The organism is Glutamicibacter sp. AOP38-B1-38, from assembly GCF_052377485.1.
Classification (GTDB): Bacteria; Actinomycetota; Actinomycetes; order Actinomycetales; family Micrococcaceae; genus Glutamicibacter.
This window is the reverse complement of record NZ_JBQSWU010000029.1, coordinates 1-20,266: the sequence shown is the minus strand read 5'-3', so window position 1 is coordinate 20,266 and position 20,266 is coordinate 1. Positions and strand designations below refer to the sequence as shown.

The 20,266-nt window shown below is 60.7% G+C and carries 14 protein-coding genes, 2 tRNA genes and 1 other RNA gene; 6 read left to right on the top strand and 11 right to left on the bottom strand.

Features of this window, described 5'->3' with window-relative positions:
• Window positions 1-88 precede the first annotated feature (88 nt).
• The 6 genes from ACT3TP_RS15420 to mptB (ACT3TP_RS15395) all read right to left on the bottom strand — a co-directional run bounded on the left by ACT3TP_RS15420 (window position 89) and on the right by mptB (ACT3TP_RS15395) (window position 8,126).
• Window positions 89-1,690 (bottom strand): ABC-F family ATP-binding cassette domain-containing protein, encoded by a 1,602-nt coding sequence (locus ACT3TP_RS15420; protein WP_096288781.1) that lies wholly within the window; start codon window positions 1,688-1,690, stop codon window positions 89-91.
• Between the two features lie 173 nt (window positions 1,691-1,863).
• Window positions 1,864-2,961 (bottom strand): GTP pyrophosphokinase, encoded by a 1,098-nt coding sequence (locus ACT3TP_RS15415; RefSeq protein ID WP_096288783.1) that lies wholly within the window; start codon window positions 2,959-2,961, stop codon window positions 1,864-1,866.
• Window positions 2,962-3,026: 65 nt separating this feature from the next.
• Window positions 3,027-3,794, bottom strand: coding sequence for a DUF2637 domain-containing protein (locus tag ACT3TP_RS15410; protein WP_444620936.1), 768 nt, complete (start codon window positions 3,792-3,794; stop codon window positions 3,027-3,029).
• Between the two features lie 130 nt (window positions 3,795-3,924).
• Window positions 3,925-5,016 carry a VanZ family protein gene (locus tag ACT3TP_RS15405; RefSeq protein ID WP_181151594.1) on the bottom strand — a complete coding sequence of 364 codons (1,092 nt, stop codon included), beginning with the start codon at window positions 5,014-5,016 and terminating at the stop codon, window positions 3,925-3,927.
• Between the two features lie 66 nt (window positions 5,017-5,082).
• The gene (gene mptB / locus ACT3TP_RS15400) at window positions 5,083-6,597 is read right to left on the bottom strand and encodes a polyprenol phosphomannose-dependent alpha 1,6 mannosyltransferase MptB (protein ID WP_444620935.1); all 1,515 of its coding nucleotides are present in this window, start codon (window positions 6,595-6,597) and stop codon (window positions 5,083-5,085) included.
• A complete protein-coding gene (gene mptB, locus ACT3TP_RS15395; protein ID WP_444620934.1) occupies window positions 6,597-8,126 on the bottom strand; it encodes a polyprenol phosphomannose-dependent alpha 1,6 mannosyltransferase MptB in 1,530 nt (509 codons plus the stop codon). Before mptB (ACT3TP_RS15395) ends, mptB (ACT3TP_RS15400) begins: the two co-directional genes overlap by 1 nt.
• A 208-nt stretch (window positions 8,127-8,334) precedes the next feature.
• On the opposite strand from mptB (ACT3TP_RS15395), the gene orn reads away from it, so the two are divergent.
• The 5 genes from orn to def all read left to right on the top strand — a co-directional run bounded on the left by orn (window position 8,335) and on the right by def (window position 13,589).
• The gene (orn, locus tag ACT3TP_RS15390) at window positions 8,335-8,949 is read left to right on the top strand and encodes an oligoribonuclease (protein ID WP_444620932.1); all 615 of its coding nucleotides are present in this window, start codon (window positions 8,335-8,337) and stop codon (window positions 8,947-8,949) included.
• A 158-nt stretch (window positions 8,950-9,107) separates the two neighbouring features.
• Window positions 9,108-9,183 (top strand) — tRNA-His (locus ACT3TP_RS15385).
• Between the two features lie 182 nt (window positions 9,184-9,365).
• Window positions 9,366-9,441, top strand: a tRNA-His gene (locus ACT3TP_RS15380).
• A gap of 286 nt (window positions 9,442-9,727) precedes the next feature.
• Window positions 9,728-12,403 (top strand): response regulator transcription factor, encoded by a 2,676-nt coding sequence (locus tag ACT3TP_RS15375; RefSeq protein ID WP_444620931.1) that lies wholly within the window; start codon window positions 9,728-9,730, stop codon window positions 12,401-12,403.
• A gap of 613 nt (window positions 12,404-13,016) precedes the next feature.
• Window positions 13,017-13,589, top strand: coding sequence for a peptide deformylase (gene def / locus ACT3TP_RS15370; protein ID WP_444620930.1), 573 nt, complete (start codon window positions 13,017-13,019; stop codon window positions 13,587-13,589).
• Here the strand turns inward: def and ACT3TP_RS15365 are convergent.
• The 5 genes from ACT3TP_RS15365 to ACT3TP_RS15345 all read right to left on the bottom strand — a co-directional run bounded on the left by ACT3TP_RS15365 (window position 13,586) and on the right by ACT3TP_RS15345 (window position 18,811).
• Window positions 13,586-14,647: a winged helix DNA-binding domain-containing protein gene (locus ACT3TP_RS15365; protein ID WP_444620929.1), complete on the bottom strand. Its 1,062-nt coding sequence runs from the start codon at window positions 14,645-14,647 to the stop codon at window positions 13,586-13,588. The genes def and ACT3TP_RS15365 overlap by 4 nt on opposite strands.
• A gap of 96 nt (window positions 14,648-14,743) precedes the next feature.
• Entirely contained in the window at window positions 14,744-15,205 is a 462-nt protein-coding gene (locus ACT3TP_RS15360) for a hypothetical protein (RefSeq protein ID WP_444620927.1), read from the bottom strand.
• A gap of 98 nt (window positions 15,206-15,303) precedes the next feature.
• Entirely contained in the window at window positions 15,304-16,761 is a 1,458-nt protein-coding gene (locus ACT3TP_RS15355; RefSeq protein ID WP_096288801.1) for a glyceraldehyde-3-phosphate dehydrogenase, read from the bottom strand.
• Window positions 16,762-16,949: 188 nt separating this feature from the next.
• Window positions 16,950-17,304: RNase P RNA component class A (gene rnpB / locus ACT3TP_RS15350), an RNA gene on the bottom strand.
• A 46-nt stretch (window positions 17,305-17,350) separates the two neighbouring features.
• On the bottom strand, window positions 17,351-18,811 hold the full coding sequence (locus ACT3TP_RS15345; protein ID WP_444620926.1) for a dihydrolipoyl dehydrogenase family protein: 1,461 nt from the start codon (window positions 18,809-18,811) through the stop codon (window positions 17,351-17,353).
• Between the two features lie 141 nt (window positions 18,812-18,952).
• Between ACT3TP_RS15345 and ACT3TP_RS15340 the strand changes: the two genes are divergently transcribed.
• Window positions 18,953-19,732 carry a YaaA family protein gene (locus ACT3TP_RS15340; RefSeq protein ID WP_444620953.1) on the top strand — a complete coding sequence of 260 codons (780 nt, stop codon included), beginning with the start codon at window positions 18,953-18,955 and terminating at the stop codon, window positions 19,730-19,732.
• The last annotated feature ends 534 nt before the right edge of the window (window positions 19,733-20,266 follow it).

The following is a 20,266-nucleotide window of genomic DNA, read 5'->3' as shown; positions in this document are numbered from 1 at the left end:
GCAGACTTAACCTCACGGCTGGATATAACACCAAGGGCCGGCACACTGTGCAAGTGTGCCGGCCCGCGATGAATGTGCAGTCGCTGATTTAGGTCAGTGAGACCAATTCCAGGTAGCCGTCGTTGAACAGGTCTTCGTCGCCATCGGGCAAGATGACCACGCGTTCAGGCTTCAGGGCCGACACCGCGCCCTCATCGTGGCTGACCATGACCACGGCACCCGGGAAGGTGGACAGCGCGCCAAGCACCTCTCCGCGCGAGGCGGGGTCGAGGTTGTTAGTCGGCTCATCGAGCAAGAGCACATTCGCGCTGGAAGCCACGATGGTCGCCAGGGCCAGACGGGTCTTCTCGCCGCCGGAGAGCACCCCGGCGGACTTGGACACATCATCGCCGACGAACATGAACGAGCCGAGGATCGAACGCACGTCTGCATCGTTGAGGTGATCGGGCGCGTTGCGGCGCATGTTCTCCAGCACGGTGGCTTCGGTATCCAGGGTGTCGTGCTCCTGGGCGAAGTAGCCGATCTTCAGGCCGTGGCCCGGAACGATCTCACCGGTGTCTGGTTCGGAGACACCGGCCAGCATGCGCAGCAAGGTGGTCTTACCGGCACCGTTCAGGCCCAGGATGACTACCTTGGAACCGCGGTCGATTGCCAAGGACACGTCGGTGAAGATTTCCAGCGAACCATAGGCCTTCGACAGGCCCTCGGCCATCAGCGGGGTCTTGCCGCAAGGGGCAGGATCCGGGAAGCGCAGCGCCGCGACACGATCGTTGGCACGCACATCCTCGAGTCCCGAGAGCATGCGGTCCACACGCTTGAGCATCGACTGGGCGGCGGAGGCACCGGAGGCACGGGCCTTCATCTTGTTGGCCTGCGCCGTCAAGACCGAGGCCTTCTTCTCGATGTTGCCGCGCTCGCGCTTGCGGGCGCGCTCGTCGGTTTCGCGCTGGACCTGGTAGCGCTTCCAATTCATGTTGTAGACATCCACCGTGGCGCGGTTGGCGTCCAGGAAGAGCACCTTGTTCACGGTGGCGTCCAGCAGGCCGGTATCGTGGCTGATCATCAGCACGCCGCCGGCATAATTCTTGATGAAGTCGCGCAGCCAGGTGATGGAGTCGGCGTCCAAGTGGTTGGTCGGCTCGTCAAGCAGCAGCGTTTCGGCGTCCGAGTAGAGGATGCGGGCAAGCTCCACACGGCGGCGCTGACCACCGGAGAGCGTGCTCAACGGCTGGTCCAGGATGCGTTCTGGCAGATCCAGATTCGAACAGATCGCGGCGGCTTCGGATTCTGCGGCATAACCGCCGGCGGCCATGAACTCGGCTTCCAGTCGGTCGTAGCGGCGCATGGCCTTGGCGGAGATGCTGGCGTCTTCGCTGGCCATCTCCTCGCGGTTCTTGGCCAGCTTGTTCAGCACGATATCCAGCCCGCGGGCCGCCAGGATGCGGTCGCGCGCGAGCTGCTCCATGTCCGGAGTCTTCGGGTCCTGCGGCAGGTAGCCGATGGAGCCCTTGTTTGACACGTCGCCGCCGGTTGGCTGGGTTTCCCCGGCCAGAACCTTGGTCATGGTGGTCTTACCGGCACCGTTACGACCCACCAGTCCGATCTTGTCGCCCTTGTCAATCCGGAAGTTTACTTCGTCCATCAGCAAGCGGGCGCCGACGCGTAGCTCAAGGTTGGCTACGGAAATCATATGGTGTGGCCCTTTCGAAACGGGGTAAGGAAAATCTATTGGCCCTATCAAGGGCAACTTTACTATCCTACCGGTCGCCCAGCTGGGTTATGCCTTACTGTGTGCGAATCGACATCGGAAGCAAAAAGCCGCCGCCCGCCACCGGGTCTTGGTGGCGGGCGGAGGCAGGTGGCTTAGCCGCGCTGCGTGGAGCGGAAGTCCTTCATCTGAATCAGCCGGCGGCGCAGCGACGCCTCGCGGCGCAGATCCGAGCCGCTGGTCTTTTCGATATGCTCCTTGCCGAAGCGCCACAGCAGCACGTCGTCGAGCAGCCGGTCCGGCCCCGGAGAATACCGGTGGTCCAGCGCCGCGCGGACCTCGGTGACCACGTTCGCGTCCAGGAGCTCGGCCAGCTGCCAGGTCGCGTCGATGCCGTGCGCGCCGAGCAGTTCGGCAGCCCAGGACCAGTCGTCATCGCGTTTGCGGTCCACATGGGGCAGCAGGGTCTGCCAGATTTCACCGATCTTCTCCCCCGAGAGCTTCTCGGCGCCCAGCCCCTGCCGGTCGTGATAGCCATTCATCCGGTGGTAGAGATCGTCGATGTCGGTGAAGTAGTTCTCCACGGTTTCGAGCATCGCGGAGGTCGCGGTGAAATGCCGGTCGATCTGCGGGTTCCAGGCCGCCTCGCCGGGATGCTTAAAGCGAATATCGTGCTCCATCTCGCTCCAGGCGTGCTGGAGCACCGTGCGGATTTGCACCTCGAAGACGAAGTTGCCGCTGGGAACCACCGGCTTGCCCAGGGCCTCCTGGAATTTGGAAACACTCGGTTCATTGCGGGTTTTGAGCAGCAGGTGGCGTGAGGAGTAGCCGTAGGTTCCGGATTCCACCGAACCGATGTCCTTCTCCCGGTCGCTACGGCAATCGAAGTCCTCGCGGTGGGCCTTGATCAGCGTAGCGACCTGCTGGATTTCGTGGGGCAGCATCACGATGATGCGCAGCCCCACCATGTCGTGGATTTCGCGCAACGGGTTGGGGAATTCGAGCACCGGGTTTGTTTCCGGGGTTTCCTGCAGCTGGCGCGAGGCCTTGGACCGGAAGGACTCCGGAGTCTTCACCCTTCCGGTCACGAACAAGGGTTGGACTTCACTGCCGTGGAACAACGAACGGATCTTGGTTTTCATCGCGCTGAGCACCTCGTCGAGCTCGGCACCGACCGCTTCGAAACGAGTAACTGCCTCGTCGATCTGGTCGCTGAACTGTGCCGGTTCGGTGCTGCTGGTCGATTGATCCATAGTCTTGCCTCCTAGTGCGGTGAAATGCAATAAGTCCTTCGTATGCTGCTAAACGGGTGGAAGCCTTAGGACTGCGGACGCGAAAGCCGTTTGGCCATATCCTCGTACAATGGCGCCTTGTCATCGTTCTTCGGCTTGGCCGCGGTGGCTGGTGCGCTGGCCGCCGGAGCCTGCTTCAGCGGGGTGACCTTTTCGGCACGCGACTGGGCAATCGCCTCGGCACGGGCCCTGGCGATGGCATCCTGGTGATCCTGCTCCAGCTGGGCTACGCGTTCGGCTTCGGCCTGCTGCGAGTCGGTCAGCGCGGCGTTGTAACCGTCATCGTAGGCGACGCCGTACTTCTCGGCGTTGGCCGCATCTTCATCGTATTCGTATTCGGCGCGAAGCTTCGAGGCTTCGGACTTCTTCTGGTACATGTGTACGGTCAGGTGGGTGATGGCCAGCAGCACGATTGGCGGCATGGCGGCGACAAGCGCCGAGACCAGCGGTGGCACGCCGTTGACGATCGAGTCCACGGTAAGGATCGCGTGGGTGGAGTTGGCCGCCGTGGACACGATGGCGCCGAAGAACAGCAGCGACCACGGGTAAATCATTGCCTTGCGGTTGAACCCGTTCAGTGCCACGATCGCAACCGTAGCGGCCACGATCATACCGTCGATGATAATTGGCCAGATCCAGGCCAGGCTTGAGTCGATGCCGGAGCGTTCGGCGAGGTCGGTCAGGGCCGCAAAAGATAGGACGAATGCACCGATCGCGATCAAGACCGTGGCACCCACGGCGGTTCCTAGGACGGCGCGGTGAGGCTCGCGCGGAATTTCTGGCTTGTTATCCATGCTGCGGGGCAGACCTTACTTTCGAGAAATGAATAGGAACGTCAACAAAGCGAATGTAGTTACCAGCGGTATCGGGCACCGGCTCCGGAACTATTTTAGCCTCATCGGCTGGGCGTTGTGCGGTGCGCGCTTAGCGCATTCGGCGATCGACAAATCTGGTGCCGGTGATCCGCCCGGCCAAACCCTGGCCGGAACGATCAAAGAGCAAGAAGAGCGAGCTGAGCACCACGTAGCCCAGGACTAGCAAACTCAGCCAGGCCCAGGGGCTGACCGCCCAGATGCTGTCGGCGATTTGGAAGGCGAAGGAAATTCCGCCGAGCCCCAAAAGGCTGCGCAGCAAGGCTTGCCACGCGGAGGCTTCGCGCCGCTGCTTTCCGGCGATACGGATCCAGGCGCAACGCTGACCCAGGCTTGCGCGTCCCGGCGCGAGGGTGGGGAGCAGGAAGACCAGCAGCACGGAGATGGAAGGAATCCACCGCTCGGTCAGGTTGTAGGAGGCCTGCGGTGCGCCCAGTTTTTCGGCGATTTCCAGGACAAAGGTGGTGAGCATGACCAGCGCCAGCACAAAAGCTATATCGAAGGCGTTGGCCATAAAACGGCGCAGCCGGGTGACCTCGCGCGGCGCGGCATTCGCAGCGCTCGATTCGCGGGGTCCGGTCAGCCAGCTGAAGATAGGCAGGTATGCCACGATCGAACCGATCAGGGCGCCGAGGGTGTTGGTCAGCACATCGTCCACGTCCGCCACGCGGTAGGCGCAGGTGTAGAGTCCCCAGATGCCGGTGTACTGGGTCAGCTCGATTGCTAGGCTCGCGGTGAGTCCGATGAACGTGCCGAGGAAGATGTTGCCGCGCAGCCAGCGAACCGCCAGAATACCTAAGGGCATGAACAAGATCACATTGAATAAGACCTGCCACAGCGTGAAACTCGTCAAAAAGTGACGCATGCCCAGTTCGTAGGACAGCGCGAAGTCGTTGAGAAAGTTCAATGGATTTAGTTGCGGGATGGCCACCCCGGGCCGGCAGAATGCGGTACGTGTTTCGGGCAGCGGAAGCATCGTGTAGCTGAATAATCCAAAACCATAAATCACCGCGGCGCCGGTGGTCAGCGTGCGCCGCCACGATAAGCGACCGTGGCGGTGGTACTGGATTGCGAGCAGGAAGATACCGGCGGCGCCAAGGAACAGAGCAGCGCCGAGCATGGCTATCGTTGCGGGCCAGAACATCGTTTGCATATTTCTATCTAAGCGGAGAAAGATACCAAGAAGCTGGGATGCCAGGTGTGAGCTTCGTTAACGCCCGGTGGGAGATTCCGGGATGGTGGCAGGACCGGTGTTTCCGCTGAGCACGGTGCGCGTCTTTGGATCGAATCGGAAAAGCCCGGCGATCAGTCCCACCGCGATCACCGCCGCCAGGACCCGCATCAGCCAGACGATATGCCACTGTTCGATGGATAGCTGGTCGACGAATACCACCAGCAGGATCAAGCTGGACAGGTAGATCATGAGCTTCTCCGAAGACCACGAGACTCGGTGCGAGATCGCGAAAAGGGCGATCATCCACAAGATGTACCAGGGCTGGATGATCGGGGCGAGCAAAACCACCGCGGACAGCGCCCAGGCGGCCAAGCGGACGGGCCGAGAAATATCCTTCGCCAAGGCGAGCCGGGCGACGATCAGCAGGGAGAAAGCCTGAAAGAGTGTCACCACGATCGACTGAGTCAGCGCTACCGGTCCACCGAGGATCCCTACAAGATTGCCGAAGGACCAGCCGATCAGCCCCACCGGGGCGTAGGGGAATGCCGCGTCGCCGGCGGTGAACATCGCCGGAAGCCAGCCGAACCAGAGGTTGGTCACCGCGCCGATCACCGAAAGCCAGGCGAGGCAATAGCAGGAAACCTTCAGCCAGACGACGCAGCGCGCACGCAGCCGGTGGTTCTGACCGAGCAGGATCAACCCGATGAAGGGCAGGACCAGCAGCACGATTGGTTTGACGGAAACCGCGATGGCCAGCGCAAAGGTCGATGCGATGGCGCGGCGGTCATAGGCCAGGGCGAAGGCGCTGAACACTCCGGCGATCATCAACGCATCGTTGTGCGCGCCACCGATCATGGTCAGCAAAAACAGTGGGTTGCCCACGATGGCCCAGTTGGACCAGTTCGGGTTCTGCCCCATTTTTTGGGCGAGTTTCGCGGTGAAATGGAAACAGCCAATGACCCCGAGCAGCGCGACGACGCGCAGCAAACCCACACCGATCTCCGGCACGCCGTTGGAGACGAAGTAGATGATGCGCGACAAGACCAGGAAAAAGGGCCCATATGGCGAGGGCGACTGAGCCCAGAGCCCATCGGATCCGCCATCGAACCAGCCAGGAAGTGCAGAAATACCCTCATGGTAGGGCGATTTGTCCGCGTGCAGCATCCGCCCTTGGGCCAAATATGAATAGACATCACGGCTGAGGATGGGAAAGCTGAACATCAGCGGCGCGGACCACATGGCGATCAACTTGCCCAACTGCCTTGGGTGGATCGTATCTGCGGTTTCGACTAGCGGCCGAGCCAAGATCCAAGATCGAGTCAGCCACGCCAGCCCCAGCGCCATCAGGATAATGCAGCTAATCACGCCCCATACTTCGGTGCGGAATTCGATAAAGAAGCCGCTGCGTGCCAGCGGGGAGAGCTGGCTGCGGGGAAACCAGCCGATCCCCCACGAAGCCACGGTGATCAACGCCGAGGCGGCGAATCCCTGCCACCCCAGGGTTCTCAGCGGCGTGGCATGCCGCTCATAATTTCGCACTTGCACGCTCACTAGGCTTTCTTTTTCTTCTTCAGCCAGTTGGTGGAGCTAAGCAATTCGGGGCAGATCGTTTTAGTCTTCGGATCAAGGAAGACCAGGTACAAGGCGCAGATAATCGAAATGCTCCAAGAGATCAGTTGAACTCGGGGCACCAGGCTCTCTTGCAGGAACTGCCAGACGAAAATCTGGTCCGCGGCCTGATAAGCCAAGAAGAAGATCGTGGTCAGATGCAGCCAGAGCATCTGCCAGTCGTCACGCAGTCCCGTGACGGCGAAGAACGGCAGCAACCACAGCAGGTACCACGGTTGGATCACCGGGGATAGCACGACGATCCCCGCATAGGCGATGCCCATGCGCTGGACCAGATGCGAGTATTTGCCACGGAACATCAGCATGATGGCCAGGCCCACGGCGAGCAGCTGGCCACCGGCCTTCACCACGGGAAGCACCCAGCCCGATTCCAGACCGAAGGAATTGAAGATGCCAGAAAGTCCGACGGTGAGCATGCCCAGTGGCGCGATAATGGACACACCGACGCCCTTGTAGTTCAGCAGCACGTCGAGCCAGCCGAACCAATAGCCGTTCATCCAACCAACGAGCGTCATGAGCGCCAGGAAAATCGATCCGGAGTAGGCCCAGTACAAAATACGCCGGGGCCAGCTGGCCATCGGCCCGGCCCAGAGCAAGCCGATAAATGGCAGCAGCACCAGGGTGATTGGCTTGACGCCGATGGAGGCGGCGAGCACCACGATGGCCCAGAATCCGTGGCGCTTGCAGGCGAGGTAGACGGCCCAGACCGACAGTCCGGTCATCAGCGCATCGTTGTGCGCGCTGGCCACAAAGTTCACCAGGAACAACGGATTGGCCACCGTCATCCAGGCCGCCTTGGCACCCGAGACGGAATGCAATTCGGCCAGTTTGGGAACGTAGCGCAGGCAGAGCAGTACGCCGATGAGCGCAATCCCGCGGAAGGCGAGAACTGCCGCATCGGTGGATCCACCCACGATGTTGACCACGATGTATTCAATGGTCAGAAAGAGCGGGCCGTAGGGAGTGCCGTCCTGTGCCCACATCGTGTCGGCTCCCAGCTGGAACCAATTGTTCAAGCTGGAGATGCCGTCGACGTAGGGGTCCTGCCCCGCGTCGACGAGTCTGCCTTGGCCAATATATGCGAAGACGTCGCGACTCATAATCGGCAACGCGATGAGCATCGGAATGCTCCACAGCCAGACCGCGCGGCGCACGATCTTCAGCGAACCCGCGTCCCAGCCCTTGAGCTTCTGCCCCAACCGCCACCAGGCGCGAAACAGCAGCCAGCAACCGAGCGCCAGCAAGATCACGCTGATGGTCACACCGGTGGCTTCGGTGCGGACCATGATGAAGAACGGATCACGGTTAAGCGCTGAAACGCTGGCAAGCCAGCCCGTTCCGAAGGACCCGAAGAGGATCATGGACGAACCGACGATGCCGCTGAGCAACGTCTTATTGACACCAGGGTATGGCTGGGATTCCAGCACTTCTGGTTTGCTAGCGGACACCATGACACCTCGTGCTGGATCGGACAAAAAGTTCGTTTAAAAAAATCGACGCCAAGTCCGGGAAATCATTGGAGAGCCCATAATTCAACGTCCGGAAATCTCAGATGATTTTAGCATTGAGCAAGACCGGGGTTCAGGTGTGACACCAGCATCCACCAAGCTTTCGCCCCGTGCGCTCCCCCACACCGCGCACAACGGGTAGATTGGTCACGTGTCTAGTAACTCAGAAAAAATTGTATGGATCGACTGCGAGATGACCGGCTTGGACCTGGTCAATGATGCGTTGATCGAAGTAGCTGTGCTGATCACCGATTCGGAACTGAATATCGCCGATGAGGGCATCCAGGTGGTGATCAAGCCAGCGGATGCCGCGCTGGCTCAGATGGATGACTTCGTGCGCAATATGCATCAGGTCTCCGGACTCCTGGAAGAGCTCGATGGCGGAATGCAGATGGATCAAGCCCAACGCCTGGTCATGGAATACATCCGCAAGCATGTTCCAGAACCCAACAAGGCTTTATTGGGCGGTAACTCGGTCGGGACCGATAAGAACTTCCTGGCACGCGATATGCCAGAAATTATCGAGCACCTGCATTACCGAATCATCGATGTATCCACCTTGAAGGAACTGAGCAGGCGTTGGTACACCAAGGCTCATTACGCAGCTCCGGCCAAAACCGGCAACCATCGCGCACTCGGTGACATTCAGGACTCGATCGATGAACTGCGCTATTACCGGGCTGCGATCATGGTCCCCGCACCGGGGCCGAGCACCGATCAAGCGCGCAAGATCGCTTCACAACTCTCCCCGGCAGCCGAAAAGTAACGACTAGTCAGGGCCCTAAAAAGCGGGTGATGCACAACACAGCACAATAGGGCCCTTTCGAGTTGGCACTCACCCCCCGGGTGCGTGTATAGTATTTCTCGTTGCCAGATACGAAGCCGGGACGCAAAAGCGAACTGACTAGTAACGAAGCAATTATGGTGGGTATAGCTCAGTTGGTAGAGCGTCTGGTTGTGGTCCAGAAGGTCGCGGGTTCAAGCCCCGTTACTCACCCCAGACAAACGGTCTGATCCAAAACGAAAGTTACGGATCAGGCCGTTTTTTCGTAATCGCTGGACTCCCCCGCTCAAACTATCCTCCGATTGTAATTTTCGGACCGGATGCGTGTATAGTATTTCTCGTTGCTTGAAATCAGTTCGAGCGTCTCTGACGTTCCGACTAGTAGCTAAGTAAACATGGTGGGTATAGCTCAGTTGGTAGAGCGTCTGGTTGTGGTCCAGAAGGTCGCGGGTTCAAGCCCCGTTACTCACCCCAGATTATCGGTCTGATCCAAAACGAAAGTTACGGATCAGGCCGATTTTGTTTTTCTTTTTAAACTGCTGCACGCCACTCGCGGCACCGCTTGCAAATTTCCCCATAATTCCACACGCAAAGTTTAATATCCACTGGAATTAGCCCTGGTCCACTGCAATAGTAAATTGATGCGAGCAACGCATGCGTAGAGTATTCCAGTCAAGCGCCTGCTGTACAGCGCGATCTCTACCTGTATTAGGAACTTCGCTACTTGACCGGCCACGGAGCGAAGTACACACTGGTGCCTATGGCTGGTCTCCGCAGCGCACTACCGACGGTGCTTCCCTCGCTCCAAAGCAGTTTTCGGGAAGCCCGCTCGGCAACAGCGCAAGGAGCCGCGATATTTGTGGTTGGCCAGCAGGGAACCGGGCGTACGACGCTTGCCCGTCAAATCCTCTCGGGTACCGAGGAGAAGTTGTATTGGCTCACCGCGGCGAAGGCTCTTGAGCTTGTTCCTTTCGCACTGCTAACAACTCTCTGCGCGCAGCTGCCGTTGAAGAACGCCGGTTCTACACCGGGTGAAATGATCTCTTCGCTGGTTCAATACACCACGAATGAAAAACTATGCATTCTTCTGGATCAAGCCGAATTCGCCGATGAACAAAGCGCAGCGGTACTGGCCCATCTGTCGGTGACCCGAAGCATCCAATTGGTCATGGCAACCACTGCCGTCCATGAACTGCCACAGCCGCTGCGGGGCCTCCGCTCCGATTCTCATTCAAAGCGCATCGGGCTCTCCGCACTGACCTTCGAAGACACCGAAGCCATTCTCAAGCATGTGCTCGGCGGCCAGGTCAATTCCGCCACCGTTGAGATGCTGCTAGAGTTTTCCGGCGGCAACGCGCTGCATCTGCGCGAGCTCACCCTTGATGCGCGAACTGCGCGAGCGCTGACGCTGAAGGGCTGCTACTGGACCCTCGACCGGCAATGGAATCCCCAAGGTTCGCGAATTACCGACCTTATTTCGTCGCGACTCAAAGACCAGCCAGAAGAAATCCGCGAGGCCGTAGAACTGCTGTCGGTCACCGGAAGGCTGCCTTATCCGCTGGCACAGCGTTTATTCGGAGACTTGCTATCGAACCTATTGGACTCCCGGCTGGCCAAACTCATTGTGCTTTCCCTGGATGAGGCTACCGGCGAGCGCGACCTAGCGGTTGAGCTGAGTGCGGGGCTATCCGCGCAAAGCGTCTTGAGCACCTTGTCCCCAACGAAGCTTCGCGGTTATCTGCAGCGCGCCGACAGCGCTTTTCCCCGCGAGGTGTTGACTTCGCAAGCGCGCGCACGATTCACCACTCACCGCGTGCAGCTGGGGATCGAGGTTCCGGCGTCCGAGTTGTTCGAAGACGTTGTGGGGTCGGCCGATGCGCGCCGTTTCGCGCAGGTGGTCGCATTGACGGATTCCGTGAGGCACGAATCCTTCACGGACAAGCGGATGCTGGAGAAGCTCTTGGTGCTTCGGGCAGATGCCCTGTATGAACTAGCGAAGTCAGAGGCCGCCCTAGCGGTACTCAAGCCCCTGCTCCGGACCGGCAGTGCCGAGGTACGAGGCGTGGCAGCCAGGATTGCTTTTTCCGGTCTGGCGCGTCCTGACCTAGCTCTGGAAATCATTGAATCGGGACCGCAGGATCCGGTCGAGAGCCGCGCTTTCGGATTGATCCTCCGCGCCCGGGCGCAGCAAATTGTGGACTCCTCCAAGCTTCGTGAATATGCGCGTGATGAGAGGATCTCGCCCGAACTGCGCACCGCTTGCCTAGCTCATGCGATTATCGAAGATTGCTATGCCGGCAGACCGGTTGACGCGCTCGAAGAAGTTTTGGACGTGGTCGCGGACGGCTTCTGGAAAAGCGCCACCCCGGCGGTGCAGTCGGAGATAGTTTTTGCACTACCGGCATTGATGTCGGCCTTGGGCGGCGGCGGTGAGGCGCTGGCTTCAATATTGGGCGACATTGATTTCACGACTCTGGCCTTGAACCCGTCAAATTATTTGACCGGCATCGGCATTGAGTTCTTGGAACAGGGACTGGCCGTTGAGGCCCTTGGGTCTTTTGAGCAGGCGCTCGCCCTCATTTCGGTGTCCGATCCCTATCTGGTTGCCGGGTTTACCTCCTCATTCGCGGCGGCGGCCGCGGTAATGATTGGAGATATCCCCAGGGCTCGTCTCCACTACGATATGGCTCGTTCGGCCCCCGACGTGGCTGGGCAGATCATGCGCCCGCTGGCCCAACGCTACCTACTGCCGGTGATCCTTGAGCTCGAAGGCCGGCAGGCCGCGCTGGAGCATCTGCAGCGGTGCTTGGCCCATGCGGACAAGTTCGGCCGCAAGCTGCTGAGGATGCGCTTGCTTCATGACGCATGGCGACTGGAGCTTTCCGAGGACGAGGCACAGCTCCAAGCTGCCGCTGAGCAGGTCCAGGGACCCCTGGCACGGGCAATTGCCGGATACGCGGGGGTTCTGGACTCGCTGAGCGAGGAGGGCATTGAGCGGCTTTGCGAAGTGCATGCCTCAGCCGGCCGCCCGCTCTATGCGGCGGAATTTGCTCATCGCGCCTCTTCGCGGGCGCGGAATCTTGGTCGGCGAGCGCTCGCCACGCGGTTGCTCGGGCTCTGCGTGGAACTGGCTGCCCCGCTGGCAGCAGTCAACACTCCCTCGCTGGGGCGCGGGCGTATCGTCCGCTCCCTGTTAACCGAACGCGAATACGCAGTCTGCGTGATGGCCGCGCGTGGTAGCAGCAATCAAGAAATCGCCGAGGAGCTATTCCTCTCCCCGCGTACGGTGGAAGGCCACCTACAGCGGTCCTACGCTAAATTAGGCATCACCGATCGTCGCCAGCTGCTTCCGGTCAGTGATTCGGGGGCGGTCTTTGATGAAATCCTCGACGAGGGGTTCAAAACGATACCTGTATCCGGGCCAAAGACTACCTAGTGTCCAGTTTGCACTGCTCAACATGGGTTTGTCGGCCTAGACTAGGGCGCGTGGGGATCGAATTATGCATGAGGAATCTTGGGGGATTCAAAATTCGATACATTGGGGACAAAGCTTTTAGACACTCGCATCAGCATGAGCGCCTAACAAGCTCTGCGGGAGGCTAGCGCCATGGGGGCGCTAGCCTTTCCCGCTTAACACCGCAGGTACCACCAATTTGGCCGAACCAATAGTATTCGAAGGTGCATTCGAATTGATGTTCGAAGCCCCCGTTCATCTCCCTCTCCTTGCCACTCATGCTTGGACCTGCAGCCGTTGAGGACTGCGGTTTCGCGCTGAGGCGCATATCACCTGCGCCCGGCGCGGCCATCTGCAGCTCATTGTTGAAGCGCTGTCTCGGGTTCCGCCCTCTGGTCTCGGCTTCGGATATTGACTAGTAAATCAGCGGAAATCCAGAGAAACTGCCTTCCAGTAAGAGGGCGGTGGCGCCCGATCCACTCCTGACCCAGAGAACTTGCAAGCAAACTTGCTGAACCTACGCAGTGGCACAACGCCGATCAGCCGTGAAACTATTGGATAAGGACCCTCAGCACTTTGGAAAGGAACCGATCACGTGCCCATTCGGCAGATCACCGTTTATGGAGAACCAGTACTGCATCAGCGCGCAGCTGAAGTCACCGAGTTCAATGATGAGCTACGCCAACTCGTTGCCGACATGCATGCCACCATGGACGCGGCGCACGGGGTAGGCCTGGCAGCACCCCAGATCGGTGTTGGCCTGCGCATCTTCACCTACATCTATGCCGATCAGAACAGCGCGCCGGAACGCGGCGTACTGATCAACCCTGTACTGACTCTCTCCAAGGTGTCCCAGGCGAGCCCGGATCCGGACGAAGAAGCCGAAGGCTGCCTTTCCGTACCGGGATTGAATTTCCCGCTCAAGCGCGCCGACTACGCCAAGGTTGAAGGCGTGGATGAATTCGGCAAGCCGGTCTCCTTCGAAGCCGACGGCTGGTTCGCTCGCATCATGCAGCACGAATTCGATCACCTTGACGGCTTCCTGTACGTGGACAAGCTGGTGCCGCGCTGGGACAAGCGCTGGCTGAAGGCCAAGAAGTCGCTGGGCTGGGGAGTTCCCGGTGCTACCTGGCTGCCCGGTACCGACGAAGACCCCTTCGGGCACTAGGCTTCCTTGGGCTGCCTGACGGCTCTGAACTCCAAATACCGCTGATGCAGCGCCGCACCGATGGGATCGGTCGGCGCTGCTTTGGCGTTCCATACCTCTTTCGCTCGCCCGTGCTCAAGCCAGAACGCCAAGAACATCCCGTTCTTCCCCGGCGCGATCTGTTGCCGTAGAACCTCATCCGCTACGGGGCTTCTATTGGCATAGGACAGGTAATACTCATCGAATCCACCCAGCAGCCGCAGGGGAAGGCCGCGTAGCTGCGGTGCTTCCAGCCGCTGCTCGGCGTGTGAACCGTTCACCACCCAGTAGTCATCACCACGTTCGTCGGCGCCTGCCTGCACAAGGTTCGTGCCGAGCTCGCTGGCCGTGCGTTTCATGGTGGTGAGTGTTTGGCCCGAATACCAGGCGGCGTCGCGCAGTGTGGCCGGACCGTGGGAGCCCAGGTAGCGTAGCAATAGTTCATGCAACGGATTCTCCGGCTTTTGATGCTCGGTAACCCAGCGCTCTAAAAGCACGAAATCCTGGGCGGCCAGCTTTGCGTCGGGCGGAATCGGACCAAGGCAGATCAGCCCGTGTTGCACCAGCGCCATCAGCAAGTGGATCCCGCGTTGCCCGCTAGTGGATATACCGTGCGCGTTCAATTCGGCGAAGAGCGCGTTGCGGCTGGCTTGATCGCGATCAGCGAGATAGTTGGCAATGACCCCGCCGGCTTGCTCAATGGTGTTGGAATCAATCTGCAATTCACGCAGCCGTGGCGCGACCGCTCGCAGCGTCCGCTCCTTAGTGCTTTCCATCAGCCACTTGAGGTCTTGCGGCAAGCAAATGTGCAAGGTGCCGCGCATGGTCCAGGAACGTACCAGCTTGCCGGAGTTGAACAGTTCGTCTACCTGAGCCCTGGTCACACCGGCTCCCGCACGCTGAGCCAGGGCGTAGCAAGCGGCGGTGAAATCCTGGGACTGGATAGCCAGCATGTGCCCAGCGGCGCTTAGAATCGATTCTGCCGGCTCCAGCAGCATTTGGCTGGCCATCCTTGCGGGCAGTAGTAATTCTGGTCGCATAGTCGCAGTCCCCCCGGTCTTGGTGCGTCGAGCGTAGCAGAACACAATCTGCGCCCTAAACCGTAGAACATTATTAGAACATAGTTTCGAAAACTGTCATTTCTCCGCAGGCACTTGCACGAAAAATGCTTCGCCCTGCGGCTGGCATGCGGATACCGCCTCGCGCTCGGCCGCATCCAGCTTGCGGTACCCGCCGCTGAACAGCACGTCGTTGCCCACCAGATACTGTTCGTCGGCGATCGCCAGGCCCGGCCAGCCGTCGGTGAGCACCTGGGTTGCTTCCGGGAACACCAGCAATGCCGGTGGACCGTCATCGCCATCCAGGGCAAAGCATCCGCCCGGACCGACCAGCAACTCCCCCTCGCCTTCGCCGGCCTGCACTCCCTGCGCATCCGCTCTCTGCCCATCTACCACCGCACGGGGCGTGCCGGAGGTCAGGTTCAGGGAACTGGCCCCTTCGCTAGAGCTGCACGCGCACAGCGCGAAAAGTGCGGCGGCCAGCAGCGCGCCGGCGCGTAAAGGGGTTACTCGATCACCGGTCCGGATTCTTGATGGCATGCACCGAACAATAGCAACTTCTCTTCGGCAGTCGCCTTAAAGGGCGAAGCCCCGATCCTTACCGAAGGATCGGGGCTTCGCAGCTGCGCGCTGGCGACTTAGGCGTTAGCTGCCTGTGCCTGCACTGCTGGAACTGCTACCGGGTGGGTGCCTGCGATTGATTCAATCACGCGGACAACCTGGCAGGAGTAGCCGAATTCGTTGTCGTACCACACGTAAACGATGGCGTTCTTGTCCGAAACGATGGTGGCCAAACCATCAACGATACCCGCGCGGCGTGAGCCGACGAAGTCCGAGGAAACGACCTCAGGGGAATCGATGTAGTCGATCTGGCGGTGCAGGCTGGAGGTCAGCGAAGCTTCACGCAGGTAAGCGTTCAGCTCCTCCTTGGTGGTCCCGTTCTCCAGGTTCAGATTCAGGATCGCCATGGAAACATCCGGGGTCGGTACGCGGATGGCGTTGCCGGTCAGCTTGCCTTCCAGCTCCGGGAGGGCCTTGGCCACTGCCTTGGCGGCTCCGGTCTCGGTGATGACCATGTTCAGGGCCGCCGAACGGCCGCGGCGCTCGCCCTTGTGGAAGTTGTCGATCAGGTTCTGGTCGTTGGTGAACGAGTGAACGGTTTCGACGTGCCCGTGGATGACGCCGAACTTGTCGTTCAAGGCCTTCAGCACCGGGGTGATCGCGTTGGTGGTGCACGAGGCGGCGGTGACGATCTTGTCCTCGGCGGTGATCCAGGAATCGTTGATGCCGTGCACGATGTTCTTCAGATCGCCCTTGCCCGGTGCGGTGAGCAGGACTCGGGCAACGCCCTTGGCCTGCAGGTGCTGGGACAGCCCGGCCTCGTCGCGCCAACGACCGGTGTTGTCCACCACGATGGCGTTGTTGATGCCGTACTCGGTGTAGTCAACGGTGGTTGGGTCGTTCGAGTAGATGACCTTGATCAGCGTTCCGTTGGCCTGGATGGTGCTATTGGCCTCATCGACGGTGATCGAACCGTCGAAACGGCCGTGCACGGAGTCGCGGCGCAGCAGCGAAGCGCGCTTGATGATGTCATCATCCGAGCCCTTGCGCACCACGATGGCCCGCAGGCGCAGACCGTAGCCGCCGCGCTCGATGAGGATGCGGGCAAGCAGGCGGCCGATGCGCCCGAAGCCGTAGAGCACTACGTCCTGCGGCTCAACGTCCGAAGCGCCGGCCTGGCCGACCTTGTCGCCGAGCTCTGCGGTCAAGAATGCGTTCAGGTCCTGCGAACCAGATTCGATGAACTTCTTGTTCAGGCGCCCCAAGTCAACGGAAACCGAACCGAGGTTCAAGGTCTCAATTGCTTCAAGGAGGGGCATGGTGGTCGTCAAGGCCAGTTCCTTGCCATCGATCCGGCGCACGACGCGGTGGGCCTTGATGATGTCAATTGCGGACTGGTTGATCAACTTGCGCCCGTAGATGGAGGTCACCACATTGTTCTTGCGGTAAAGACGTCCGATCAGCGGAATCATGGCCTCGGCGAGCTCTTCGCGCCCGCTCCATTCTTCCTGGGCAACGACAGACTGCTGGGTCACAGAAAATCCTTCCAATTCAGCCGACTTACAGATCCATAAAGTCGGTTGGCACCGTGAGAAGCACCATTGCTTTTGCGGTGGCGCGGGGTAACAGGATCATCCCCGCAAGTACGTATCCATTCTAGACGGTGCGCCCCGGTTGCGGGGCTGGACGCCTGTGAATCATCTCACCCGAGGTGAGCGGATGGTGAATGGGATGACCGATACGCCGGGTTCTGTCCGCTTGCGCGGTGACGATCATCTATCTACGACTGCCGTTGCCGACAGCCTCTAGCGGTCCACCCGACTGCATGGGGCGAACAGCCCTCATAACGCAGTCTGTCTGACCTTGCTCCGAGTGGGGTTTACCAAGCCGTCCCGGTCACCCGGGACGCTGGTGGTCTCTTACACCACCGTTTCACCCTTACCAGGAAGCCTGGCGGTCTATTTTCTGTGGCACTAGCCTGCGGGTTGCCCCGAGTGGGCGTTACCCACCACCCTGTTCTGTGGAGCCCGGACGTTCCTCGGGCCGTTTGCACGGCACGCGATCGCCTAGTCATCCCATTCGTTAACCATTCTAGCCCCGCGAGTTTGCGCGCGCCGACATCGGTTATGAGCCGCTGGCCACAGTGATGGCCGGATAGTGGTACTCCTCCAGCAGCCGCAGCCAGATTTCGCTCACGGTCGGGTAGGCCGGGACCGCATGCCATAACCGGTTCATGCTCACCTCACCGATGATCGCGATCGTTGCCGCATGCAGCAGCTCGGAGACATCCTGCCCGACAAAGGTCGCACCGATGACCACCTGGCGCGTCTGCTCGACGACCAGATTCGCCCGCCCCGCGGAGGCGTCCGCGTGCAGGCTGGCTCCCGCCACGGCGCCCAGATCCAGCTCGACCACCCGGATATCCAGCCCCTTGCCGCGCGCCTCGTGTTCGGTCAGCCCGACGGCCGCAACTTCCGGGTCGCTGAAAACCACGCGCGGCACCGCCGCATGATCGGCCGACGCGGCATGCTGCTCCCAGGGTTCGCCCGAAACCGGTGCGCCCTCCAGCCGCGCGGCGATCGCCTCGGCCGCGGCCCGCGCCTGGTATTTCCCCTGATGGGTCAGCAGCGAGCGAGAATTGACATCTCCCACGGCGTACAGCCAATCGGTGCCGGCCACGCGCATCGTGTCATCCACGCTCAACGCACCGTGCGGGTTCAGGCCCAGCGCTTCAAGGCCAAGGCCGTCCGTGTTGGGCCGCCTGCCGGTTGATACCAGCAGCTCCTCGGCCCGAAGCTGGGTGCCGTCCGCCAAGTGGACGCTCACGATTCCTTGCTCGTCTCGCGCCACGCGCACCGGCGTGGCCCCGAGGCGCACCTGCACGCCTTCGCCGTTCAGGGCAGCCGAGACCAGCTCGCCGGCAAAGGGCTCTTCGCGGCTCAATAGGGCCCCGCGGGAGAGCACCGTGACCGCGGAGCCGAGGCTGGAGAAGGCGAAGGCAAGTTCGGTGCCCGCCACGCCTCCGCCGATGATGATCAGACGCGGCGGCACCTGCGCCACTGCCGTCGCTTCCCGGGTGCCCCACGGGTTGGCTTCGGCCAACCCTGGTATAGCTGGCAGCACCGGGACGGATCCGGTGGCCAGGGCGACGGCACATGCCGAGTACTGCCGGTCCCCGACCTGCACGAGTCCGGGGCCGGCCAGAGAACCATGGCCGCGGATCAGCTCGATCCCCGCTGCGGCCAGCCAGTCGACCTGAGCCGCGTCGCTCCAATTGCTGGTGAATGAATCGCGCCGGGCGAGGACCGCTTCGACATCGAGGCCGCCGGTGATCGCCTCGCGGGCACCGGGCAGCCGGCGTGCCGCACGCAGCGCGTGTCCGCTGCGCAGCAGCGCCTTGGACGGCATGCACGCCCAGTAGGAGCATTCTCCTCCGACCAGTTCGGATTCGACGATGGCCACACGCAATCCTCGTTTGGTTGCGTAGTCGGCGACGTTCTCGCCGGCCGGACCGGCCCCGAGCACGATCAAGTCATAGTCCCGCTTGGCGTTGGCGGGCATTGCGGTTTCCGGCGATTCGGGCATGCTCTTTCCTCACTGTGGTCACTGCTTGCAGGTTTGTGCTCCCAGCGTAGCCAGCGGTTCCCGTTTGGCATATGCCCCGGATTCGCCAGGTGCCGGCGTCCTTGAAAGAAACGGAGGTTGATCTCCGATAAGCTGGAAGGCGTGCTTATTTTGTTGCCGCCTTCCGAAGGTAAGACCGCCCACGCCGAAGGCGCTGTGTTTGACATCGAGGATCTTTCCTTCCCGGAGCTCGTCGCCGAACGCGGCCTGGTTCTGTCGGCTCTCGCGGAAGTTTCGGCTCGTGAAGATGCCATGGAAGTTCTTGGCGTGGGAGCCTCGCTGGCCAAAGAGGTGGCCCGCAATATTAATCTGCATACCGAACCTGCCGCCCGGGCCCATGACATCTACTCGGGTGTGCTCTTCGAAGCCCTGAATTATGCTTCGCTGGATGAGCCCGCGCAGCGGCGCGCCGATAAATCGATCATCGTGGTCTCCGCCCTCTGGGGTGCCGTGCGCTTTGCGGACCGGATTCCGCCCTACCGGTTGTCCATGTCGGCGAAGCTCGAACCGCTGGGCAAGCTGGCCAGCTGGTGGAAGAAGCGGCTGACGCCGGTGCTCGACGAGGCCGCCGCCGGGCAGTTGATTGTGGATGCGCGCTCCAGCACCTACGCCGCCGCCTACAAGCCGAGCAATGGCAATTCCGTGGCGGTGAATGTCTTCCAGCTGCGCAATGGCGTCCCGAAAGTGGTCTCGCATTTCGCCAAGCACACTCGTGGCGAGGTCGCGCGCTTCTTGGTGGAGCAGCCCGTGGCCCCGCAGAACCCGGAGGAACTGCTCGCGCTGGCCAAGACCAAATGGGAAGCGAGCCTGGTCGAAGACAAAAAGGGCCTCGCGCTGAACATCCTGCTTTCCGCGGATCACCAGTTCACCACCGCAAAATAATTCACTGAGCTGGGCCCGCCGGAACCGATTGCGCCCGGCTTTTCTGCGAGATTCCGCCTCGCGCATCGGCAGAACTCGGAATAGTCCTTTTCAGGCGCATGCTGCCATTGCGCGTCCCTTCGGAGCAATGGATATCGGGATAACTCGGCTTCGCAGGCGGACACCAGCTAGTGGAATCCGACGTGAAATCCCATCCGGCCGCTTCTTCTGGCACGCCGCTGAACTGCATGCGGCACGAAACAGCCCGTTCGGAATCAGCGCCAGCCTTTGCGCGCCCAAATCGACGAGGGTTTCCCGCCACGAGATCTACCTAGTGGCCTCTCGCTCGAGAATTATTGCACTGCACCCTTACAAGCGTGATGCAATTCACATAGGCTTCACGTGTGACGTCCTACGTCATACGTCCAACTTGTTTCACGGACTCCCCATTCTCGAGAGGAAGCTAGCCCGTGCGGATTTACTCCAAGAATCACCGCAGCAAGACCCTGACGGCAGCATTCGCCGCAGCCCTGATATTGCCCCTCGCTTGGGCGC